Below are 10,046 nucleotides of genomic sequence, written 5' to 3' on the forward strand. Positions count from 1 at the left end.
GATTATGACGCCTCTACGAGCAGAAAGTTTGCGAACCGTTTCTCGATGGATACGTCCCGCACCCTGATACGCACCTCCTGTCCCAGCTGCAGCAACTCATTCATCCGCTTGCCCCGCAGCGCAAACAGGCCTTCATCGAAGACATACTCGTCGCCCTCCAACCAATCCACACTCACAAACCCATCCACCAGAAACTCTCGTATCTGAACAAAAATACCTTTCGGTATCACTCCGGAAATTATCCCGTCGAATTCCTTGTCGATCTGGGTAGCAAGAAAGCGCAACTCCTTCAGGCGACTGTAGGCCCGCTCCGCTTCGAGGGCCGCCCGCTCACGTTCGGAACACTGCTGGGCGATCTTGTCCAGATTGGCCCTGGATATGGACCACGGCTTGTCGGGCCGGGTAAGCTGCTCGACCATAAGACGGTGGACGATCAGGTCGGCATAACGTCGAATGGGCGAAGTGAAGTGGGTGTAGCTGCGGAAAGCCAGTCCGAAGTGCCCACGATTGGAAGCCAAGTAGATTGCCTTTGCCATGGAACGCAGGGTGATGGATTCGATGAGGTCCCGATAGGGCGAATCCTCCACGGCCAGCAGGAGGTCGCGCACCTCCTTACTGGTGACCTCGCCCCTGGGCAACCCCGGAAGGTTTAAGCGCTTCAGCAGCGCCGAGAGCTTTTCGACCTGCTCTTTGCCGGGCTCGTCGTGGACCCGATAGATGAAGGGGCGCTTTGATTTTCCGTCCGGGATGCGCTCGGCGACCACTCGGTTGGCCAGCAGCATGCTCTCCTCCACCATGCGATGGCTGTCGAGCCTTTGAGAGGGATGCACAAAATGGGGCACGCCATTCTGGTCCAGATCGAACAGCGGCTCGGGAATATCGAAATCGACGCTGCCCTGCTCTACGCGCCGCTTGTAAAGTTGATCTGTGACATCTTTCAGGGACCTAAAAAATTTGTACCACTTGCCGGAGCCGTTCGCCAGGATGTCATGCACTTCACCATAAGTGAACCGGCGCTTACTGCGGATAAGGGTGCGCGCGAACCTGACCTTACTCACCTGGGCGGTACCATCGAGGGTAATAAAGGCCGAAACGGTCAGTCGGTCCTCATCCGGCTTGAGGGAGCAGAGCTCACTTGACAGCAGGTGGGGCAACATGGGCACAACACCTTCGGTAAAATAGACGCTGTTCCCGCGAGCCAGCGCCTCCCGGTCCAGCGCGCCGCCGGAAGGGACAAACATCGAAACGTCTGCGATGTGGACGCCCAGCTCCCAAAACTCGCCGTCCCTGCGCTCCAGAGAGATGGCATCATCGAAATCCCTGGCCGATTCGGGATCGATGGTCACTACCCGGTGGCTGCGGATATCCGTGCGGCCATTCCCCGGGCCGATGGTGACGCTTTTGGCGTGGCGCGCAACTTCGGCCTCTAGCTGCGGCGAGAACTGAGGATCCAAGTCAAATTGCCGCAGCACAAATTTGAAATCGGTGAGGGGGTCGTCCGGCGAGCCGATGACTTCCTCAACCTCGGCCCGGATGGGGGCTTCGCCTTCACCCCAATCGGTGACCCGGGCCACCACCAGCATGCCGGCTAGGGGAACTATGCCCCCGTCGGTGGCCAGCCGCACGGCCCGGTTGGCAAACGGCTGTGACAGGACCAGCTCCATGCCCCCCGGCACGGCGACGGCGGTCCCGACCAGGGTCGATCTGCCGCGCTTGAGGATACGGGTGACCCGGCCCTTGGGCCCCTTGCCGAACTTTTGGCGCCGGAGGTCCAGGAGGACCAGATCGCCCGAGGCGGCGCCATGCACATCTCGGCCCTCGACGAAGACGTCGTCCATGCCCTCAACGGTCACGAAGCCAAAGCCCCGGTGCGTTAATTCCATCAACCCCTGGACCGCTCCAGCGGGCGACCCTTTGACGGTCGCAACATCCTTGACGGTGGGCGGCCCTTTAACGGTCAGCCGCCCATCGCTGGCGCGGATGATGGCGCCCGCGCGCACCATTTCGTTAAGCTGTCGGCGGAAGTCAGGATACTGGCGCTCCCTGATTCCCAGGCTGCGCCCCAGCTCCTTCGGCCGGAGGCCGCGCCCCCGACGGGACTTAAGCTTCTTTAGAATGGTCTCCTTGTTCATTTCTTGGTGCTCCTGCCACCGGAAATCGTGTTGATCAAACGCAAATGCACTTTGCCGGTGCGGAAGTTATCATCCCGGTTCCAGGCGAGGTCAAGCTGCACGAGGTTACGCCCCGCACCGAACAGCAGCCCCATTCCTACGGCCGAGAGGACCCTTCGTCCGGGCAGCAAGCCCGCATCCAGCAGAAGGTGCACGCGGGTGGTCTCGCTGGTGCGATAACGGAGTTCAGTCTGGGATACCAGACCCCACGGCTCAAGAAACTGGTCTTCCCGGTAGCCTCTCAGGCTGGCGCTGCCACCAAAGCGACCGTATTCAGGCAGCTGCGGTTTATAGTCCAGGCCCGCCAATAGCATGGCATAAAGATTTTGGGCCAGGGTGATCCGGCTGCGGCTGCGCGCCCAGGCAATGTTCAGTTCGCCGCGTCCCAGGGCACCGGGATTCTGCGAATCTCCAGTGTCAACGGTCCCCCCCTCCAGCGCCAACTTGACCCGAAAACCCTGGGTGGGATTGAAGGGCTGATCGAACGCCTGCCGTGAGAGGACCAGGCTCAGGTGTCGGTAGCGGACCGGCACCATGCCCTGGATTGCGCCGGCGGGCAGGATGGTCAGCTCCCGCAGACCGATCCCCACTGCTGTACCCCAGAGTTGGCCCGGAGGGGAGGTTAGCTGCACCGTTCCCGCCCGCTGAACATAGAGCGTGTCCCGCAGGTCTTGCCGCAGCTCGACCTGGGCGCCCAGCGGGAGCAAGGGCAGCCGCGGCTCGGCATAGAGCAGGTGGATGGACTGCGTCAGAGGACTCAGGCGCCGCCAATGAATCCGCAGGTAGCGCAGACTACCCAGCAAGTTGGGCAGGTCCAGCGTCACCTGGCCCACGATGCCGCCAGGGCCAGTGCGGGGCTGCTCATAGGCGGCCAAAACCTGTACGGTTTGTCGGGAAACATCGGTGAGATTGTAGAGCACCCCATAGCCCGACCGGTGCCCGAAATACCGCTTTGTCCGCACCTGCCAGGCCGGCTGGCCGGCGCTGAACAGGTACCCGTTGGCAGACGGGTCGGCCCCGCGCAGGAACGCCGCCAGTTGTGGCCATTCAGCCCCGTCTCCATCGGAGACAATGACCGTATCCGGTGGCGGTACGGGCATGCCCAAAACATGAAAGCGCACCTTGAGTCGCGGGCTGGAGGCCGCCTCCAACACCATGTCGTGCAGGCGGTAGGAGAGTCCCAATTGCCCCCGGGACCCGGCCTGCGCAAGGCGCTCGGCAAGCAGGTCACGCAATTCCGGCGAGGAGTTGATGCGCAGGACGGTGTCGGGCAGAACCAGATCAACGCTCTGACCCCAGGCAGAACCGGCCAGCAGGCAACCCATAACCCAAAATGTGGCCGATCTCAAAATTGAGTCCTCAGTTCCACGTTCGCGTGGGTGATAGGGGTACGTCCGGCTGCATGCCGGGAGAACAGGGTGAGACTCAGCAGCAAATTACCGGAGAGATGAAACTGCCCGCTGCCCCGCAGTTGCCACGAACCGCCTCTGGGAAATCCTTCCGCCAGCAGGAGCGGTAGAGCCGTCGTCCGATTTGCCGCTACCTCAAACCGTTCGAGGTCGATTCTCAGCCGGTCGCGGGCACCGATAGCGCGCTGCAAACCCAGGCCGTACGACATCGTCCGCACTTGCAGATCCCCCAGAGACAGGTCCTCCTCCTGCTGCCAGCTGGCTTTCAAACTGGCCGTAAGCCGGCCCCACAGCGCACCTGACAGGGTGCCGCTACCTACCTGCTTGCGAATGTCGTGGTTTCGTTGCGGAGCTATCTGCGACTGGATCAAGCGGCGTTCAAAGGCCACTCGCAGGTCCATGTTGATCGACTGCCGACCCAGACGGTGGCGGCTCACCCGCCCCAGATCCACGGTCAGGCGATCATGGGCTTCGCCGGGAGGCAGACCGCGGTCCAGATCGCGCGCTCCTTCCCTCACCAAGCCCACCGCACGGGCTACGCGGAATCTCACCCTGGGGCTGGCAGAACGGGCCTGGATTGCAAGGTCCATTTGAAGCTGGGACTGGAGGCCCAGCAGCGTGCTGTCGGCCAGAGCAGGTTGCCAGACCGGTAACAGGGAGTTCTCTTCAGCCTCTGCCGTAAGGCGACCCAGGACGATGAGCCGGGCTTCCTTGAGCCCCCTCACCAGAGCTGGCATGTGCCGCAGGCGATTCAGATCGGTCTGGAGACGGAAACGTGACGCCACTGCGTTGACCGGGCGCACCACACCTGCGGGGAGGTAATACCGCGCGTACACCCCGGCCTCATCGGGAACGTAGGACTGGTAGACGGGATCATAGCGGTATCGTCCCGCACCGGTCCCCACTGAGTCGTAGACCACCACCTTGGTCTCCACCACCTTCCGCTCCAGCCGGTAGCGGGCGTCCAGCCACCACGGTCTACCCCGGGGGCGGCTCACCAGCGACATCGTGCCCATCAGGTAGGACAGGTCGGGACGGCCATCGCTGGCCTGCTTTTGGTTGAAGGACAGCCCGAGGCTGAAGCGACGGCCCCGCGCCGCCGACCGGTCCATGGAAACTAGCCACCGCTGGGCCAGCTCGCGGTTGCCCGTCTGAAAGACATCCTCGCGCCACTCCCGGCTCAACACAAAGCGGGTATGCTCGGCCAGTTCACGCCGGATGCCAGCCTCCCACTGCGCCACCTGCCAGACCGGCGACGCGCCCAGCTCCCGGTCTTCGCCATAGTAGCGAATAAAGGGGCTCCAACTATTAATGTTATACTTTAAATCACCAGTGGTTATAATATGTCTACGTGAACTATTTGACCTTGCCATTATGCGCTGGCTAAAGCCGGCAGTCAGGGGCGCTACACCCACTCTGTTGACTCCCCACAGCAGCCTGTCCACCAGGACAGTGTCAGCCACCAGTCGTCCCAGCTCAGCAAATACCAGCGGGTTGTCCGCCTGCTCCAGGAACAGGTTCACGGTCTGCCAGCGATAGCCCTGGGGCGACCTGTCAAGGTCCCAGTCCCGCCTGAATTCAACGGCATCCCAGCGCCCCGCCGGCCGGAAGCGCTCCCCTTTACCCTGGCTCCGGTAACGAGCCCCGACCCGGACCTGGCGCCCGGCCAGTGAAAGAGGCTGCCCCCGCCAGTCCACTCTGGCTGCGTAACCCCCGTCCACGTTGTCGCCGTCGTCCAGGGATGAAAGACTGTTCAGGTCCAGGTTACTCAGCCCCAGATCCAGCCGGGCCAGCGGTTCCCCGTTACGGCTGCGAAAGTGCCAACCGGCAGCCAGCAGATCTTTCTGACGCGGGAATTTGAGCACTCGGAAGGGGGCGTAGGTGGCGTTGAAACTCCCCCGCTCCCCGGGAGCGACCCATAGATAGATGATCTTGCCGTCAGCGATTGTCCTACGGTATTCCCCTCGGGCGCCCAGTTTGAAAAATGATACGGTATGATCGCCCAGGCCGGCGCCGCGCCACACGTAATGCCCGTCAACAAGGTCGTAGTTTCCCGCTGAATCAGGCACGGCAGTTGAGACCAGCGCATCCTCTTCGCGGTCGCCTAGTTGCTCGATCAGCAGCTGATCCTCCGTCGACAGGCTGAAATCCAGGTTACTCTGCACATGATCGCGCTCGGAAAAGGCGGTCACGGTAAAGGTGGAGCGCTCCCCCTGCCAGCTGGTGGCCAGAAAGGTGCTGGTGCGGTCGTAAACCAGGTCCGTATACTCAAAATCGACCACGATGCGGCTGTCGCTGCGCAGGGGGTGGCGGGGATTGAAACTGACCTCCCCCGTGTTATAATCGATGGTGTAGTCAAAACCCTCCCCCCGTTGCAGGAGTTCACCATTGAGCCAGACCCGCTCCGTGCCGGCCACTACAATGATGCTCCGCAAGCCCTCATCCGAGGTAAGGGCATAGGGACCTTGCCGTCCAAATTCGCCCGGAAAGCTCTGGCTGCGATATCGGCCCGGTGTGCTCCCCAGCGCCGCCTCAACCTTCCACCCGTTCCTGTCCAGCCGTACCTGCATGCCCTCCAGTTTGCGGTCAAACTCCAACAGTCGGCTCTGCCTTGACCGCAGGGTAATATCGCCCATTTCGAGCACACCCCAGCGGCTGGTGAGGGCCAACCTGATCTGGTCCAGTTCGTTCAAGGTGCGCGTATTACCCTGCGGCTGAATGGGGAGGTTCTGATCGGTGACACTGCCGTTAATGAATATACCGGGGGCCAGCTCGCCCTGGAGCTGTAGGCGCAGGCCGCCGGTAAGTTTCACGCCCCCGCCCGTTGTCAAAGAGAGCCCCCGAAACAAGCTACCGGCGCTCACCAGCTGCCCGCCATGACCGCTGGACCCTTGACGGGTGCGTGATTTGAGCTTGTGCCGGGTGACCGAATCGGTCCCGGCAATCATCTCCAGAGGTGGCAGATAGCGCCAGGCAGGGCCCAGCGTCGTCACCGACAGACCTTCAAAAACTTGGTAGCGGATGAGCACAGTTTGCGGTGGGGCCGACGAATCGATCCACGCGACTGCGCCAGACAGTGCATCGACACGCACGAACGCCGTATCCAACGGTTCGCCTGCAGGACCGAAGAGCTGCCAGCTGCCCTGGATAAGGGGAGCGGCGGACAGGGTGTCGCGCAGACTCTCAGCGCTAAACGTGACGCTGTCCGACAGACGGGAGATCTGTGCCTCCAGACTGGTGCATAGCGCCACCGCCCACAGCCATTTAGCGCGCCGCATGGAATACATGGATGGCTCCTATCCGGCTCAGCCCGTACAATGCAGGAGCGCGATAGGCCAGATCGATAATCCCCGCAGCCGGGTAAACCCGGCTTACAACGCCGTCACGGGTGTCGACCTCCCACAGCCCGCCCGCGCCTGCCAGCAGGATCTTCCCCGCGACCCACACCATGTCAGCAAATGCAAGCTCCTTTCCGATGGGGAGACGCCGCTGAAGCTGGCCGCTGAGGTAAAATATGAAAATGGCTCCCTCCACGGGGTCCCAGGCGGCCACCGCGTCACGAGATGCCGCCAGCTGTTCGGGATGAAAGACGGCGGCGGAACCGCTGCCTTCATCGGCCACCACGTCCAGAAGGTCGCCGTTATCCCCGTAAATCTGTAGTCCGGCGAAGTTTTCGAAGATTACCCAGAACCGCAGCTGGGCGTCCCGCACGAAGGCGGTAGCGAGACGGTCCTCAGGCAGTGGCGTGGCCGCAACAGGATTCAGGCGCGCATCCAGTCTCACGATCTGGTGGCGGCCCTGGTCCAGGACAAACACCGAGTTTTCACCCACCGCCAGGTCTACGGGGAAGTCCAGGGAACCGGCACTTTCGCCCCAGCCGCCGAACCGATGACGCAGAGTGCCATTTCTGTCAATGGAAACGACTTCCAGGCGCAGCTCGTCCAGCAGGTAGAAACCATCGTCCCACGATGAGGGCACGACGCGCACAGCGCCACCCTGGGTGTCGGGGAGTCTGATGGTGGTGCGCTGCACCCAGGCCTGGCCCGCTACTGGAACGGCCAGTAGCGTAAGCCAGGCTATCAGTATGGGGACAGATAAGTGTGGCGTGGACGAAACGAGCGCTATTCCCGCGACGTGGCGGCTGGGCGCCGCGGAAGCCAGGTAAGGAGATAAGCGCCGATCACCACCATCATAATGCTGATGAGCTGGGCCCCCGAGAGCCCCAGGACGTACGGCCTGTTGATCCGCAGGAACTCAATGAAGAAGCGTTCAGTACCCGCCAATATCAGATAGAGGGAAAAGACCTGGCCGGCAAAGCGCGCCTTGGTCCTGAACCGATATAGCCCGATGAATATCAGCGCTCCCAAAAAGATTTCATACAGCTGTGTCGGGTGCACATGCAGGACTCCCTGGGCAAATCCGGTCAGGTCCACCCAGGGGTAGCGGGTCTGAAATACAGCCCAAGTCGTTGGCGGCAAGCCGTTTTCGAAGGCGACACCCCACGGCAGGTGGGTGGGCAAACCATAGTCGTCACCGACCAGAAAGCAGCCGCAACGTCCAATGGCATACCCCAGTATGAGATAGGGCGCCAGGACATCGGCTGTTGGCAGCCAGGCTACCTTGCGACGCCGCAACAGCAGCGTAACTGCCAGCATGCCGCCCACGAGGCCGCCAAAAAACACGAGGCCGGCGCCAAAGTTCTGAATACCGTCGGCGATTCGCGACGGGTCCAAAGTGAAAATGCCGGCCACCATGTCCCACAGCCCGGCCATGTTTTGTCCCGAACCGCGACCGATGTTCTCAATGAGGTAGTAAACCTTGGAGCCGGCAATCCCGCCGATAGCGGCCCAGAAAACCAGGTCCTGGGCCAATTCAGGGTGCCAGCCCAGCCGCCGACCATCCCGACTCAGCAGCACGTAGGACGATACGAAAGCCAGCACCAGCATGAATCCGTAGGATGAGATCACGAAAGGGCCGAGATGGAGCAGCTCCGGATACATCAGAATTCCTTCCCGCAGCGGGCACAGAAGCGGTCATCGGAGTGGCGCGGGTTGCCACACTTGGCGCAGAATTTTGCGCTTCCATCCTTGGGGCGCGTTGCGGGTTGGCCCACGGCGCCCCCAGACGTGGACTCGGCCGTTGCGGGTGCCGGCTGCGCCCTGCGCCCACCCCATGTATTCAGGATGACAAAGAGGCCTGCGCCCACCAGCGACAGGACGATCAAGACCGTGCTCAGATTGGACGGCTGGCTGAGAGACGGAGCGCCGGCGCCAGTTTCCTCGGCCCGGAGTTCCTCCAGCCGCGCCTGCAGAGCGGGCACTGTGAGCATGTTGGTGGGGTTGTCATAACTGACGCTGACGGCATAGGCCGTGCCCGGTTGCAGTCCGTCAACATGCTGGCGGTAGAAGGTCAGCCCCAAATCGTCCTGGTCCTCCTCGGCCCCTTCGAGTGAATGTTGAAAATTGCTGGCGGCGATGGGGCGATAGACCTCCACATGAAACGCAGGCAGCAGTTCGTTGGTGAGGATGGTATATTCAAATGCTCGCCGGGCCCCAGTTTCATCGAAGGGGTTAAAATAGAACTGCACTTGGAATTCGGCCCGGCTCACATCAATGGGCAGGTAGGTCTTGCCGTCCCGCTCCTGGATGTCCAGTGCAATCGGCTGATTCTGACCAAGCTGGCGCAGCAGTGCCGTGCTGGTACCCGCGGGCACCTGCATCTCTAGAAAGCGCGGATACTGGCCCTCAATGACCTCCGCCGCCAAAATAATACCTACACCGGGGTGGTCGTATTCCGGCAGAATGTATATATCAAACCGCTTGTATTGGCTAACCTGCTGCCCCCTTAAGCCCGGCACTCCTGCCACCATGGCGAGCAGAATCACCAGGTGCCACCGCGGGGTACCGGTCACGCGCAAGGTCCTACGCGTTGATACTGGCTGACTGAGGATTGGGTGATCATGCTTGCGTCAGTTCACCGTAGTAATTCCGAGCACTATCAGATTGTAAAACGTGTGCGCATAGACTGTAATGCCGAAACCCCGGAAGATAAACAGCAATCCTAATATTACCCCAGCTACGCACCGGTAACCAAAGGAGTTCCACCCGAACAGTTCTCCCGCTGGGCCCACATAGTGAAACAGGGCAAACAGCACCGCAGCAACCGTCACGGCCAAACCCCAGGCGATGGGGCGCTGCCAGTCCAAAGCCCTCCGAAAAAATGTACCCAATGCTGATACCAGCAGCAGTCGGAAGACCCCCTCTTCATAGATGCCCGCCCCCACCGCCAGAAAGGCTGTGCGCAGGACCTGATCGGAGGTTGGCAGCATGAGCAGCTGGTCGGCCACCGAGAGTGAGATCAGCAGGAAGCCACCCCACAGGAGGCTCTCGGCCAGCATGAGCAGCAGGTAAGTCCCGGAGACGCGGGAACTGCCGCTCGCGCGGCGTTGCCATAGCCAGGCAGCGGC

Annotated in this window: 7 protein-coding genes; all 7 read right to left on the bottom strand. The window is 61.6% G+C overall.

Going from position 1 to position 10,046, the window contains the following annotated elements; genetic code table 11:
* Nucleotides 1-2: 2 nt before the first annotated feature.
* Nucleotides 3-2,132 (bottom strand): ribonuclease R, encoded by a 2,130-nt coding sequence (rnr, locus tag IH971_03985; GenBank protein ID MCH7496994.1) that lies wholly within the window; start codon nucleotides 2,130-2,132, stop codon nucleotides 3-5.
* The gene (locus IH971_03990) at nucleotides 2,129-3,520 is read right to left on the bottom strand and encodes a BamA/TamA family outer membrane protein (GenBank protein ID MCH7496995.1); all 1,392 of its coding nucleotides are present in this window, start codon (nucleotides 3,518-3,520) and stop codon (nucleotides 2,129-2,131) included. Before IH971_03990 ends, rnr begins: the two co-directional genes overlap by 4 nt.
* Nucleotides 3,517-6,867 carry a hypothetical protein gene (locus IH971_03995; protein ID MCH7496996.1) on the bottom strand — a complete coding sequence of 1,117 codons (3,351 nt, stop codon included), beginning with the start codon at nucleotides 6,865-6,867 and terminating at the stop codon, nucleotides 3,517-3,519. The genes IH971_03990 and IH971_03995 overlap by 4 nt, the downstream gene beginning before the upstream one ends.
* Nucleotides 6,845-7,612 carry a hypothetical protein gene (locus tag IH971_04000; protein ID MCH7496997.1) on the bottom strand — a complete coding sequence of 256 codons (768 nt, stop codon included), beginning with the start codon at nucleotides 7,610-7,612 and terminating at the stop codon, nucleotides 6,845-6,847. Before IH971_04000 ends, IH971_03995 begins: the two co-directional genes overlap by 23 nt.
* Nucleotides 7,613-7,701: 89 nt before the next feature.
* The gene (lgt, locus tag IH971_04005) at nucleotides 7,702-8,580 is read right to left on the bottom strand and encodes a prolipoprotein diacylglyceryl transferase (GenBank protein ID MCH7496998.1); all 879 of its coding nucleotides are present in this window, start codon (nucleotides 8,578-8,580) and stop codon (nucleotides 7,702-7,704) included.
* The gene (locus IH971_04010) at nucleotides 8,580-9,491 is read right to left on the bottom strand and encodes a zinc ribbon domain-containing protein (protein ID MCH7496999.1); all 912 of its coding nucleotides are present in this window, start codon (nucleotides 9,489-9,491) and stop codon (nucleotides 8,580-8,582) included. The genes lgt and IH971_04010 overlap by 1 nt, the downstream gene beginning before the upstream one ends.
* Before the next feature lie 57 nt (nucleotides 9,492-9,548).
* On the bottom strand, nucleotides 9,549-10,046 hold a 498-nt coding region (locus tag IH971_04015; GenBank protein ID MCH7497000.1), incomplete at its 5' end, for a CPBP family intramembrane metalloprotease.

It is taken from the genome of Candidatus Neomarinimicrobiota bacterium, from assembly GCA_022560655.1.
Taxonomy (GTDB): Bacteria; Fidelibacterota; Marinisomatia; order SCGC-AAA003-L08; family TS1B11; genus JADFSS01.

Bases quoted from the DNA above. Each gene is read 5' to 3' on its own strand.
- rnr (MCH7496994.1), bottom strand. From the start codon at position 2,132: ATGAACAAGGAGACCATTCTAAAGAAGCTTAAGTCCCGTCGGGGGCGC.
- IH971_03995 (MCH7496996.1), bottom strand. From the start codon at position 6,867: ATGTATTCCATGCGGCGCGCTAAATGGCTGTGGGCGGTGGCGCTATGC.
- lgt (MCH7496998.1), bottom strand. From the start codon at position 8,580: ATGTATCCGGAGCTGCTCCATCTCGGCCCTTTCGTGATCTCATCCTAC.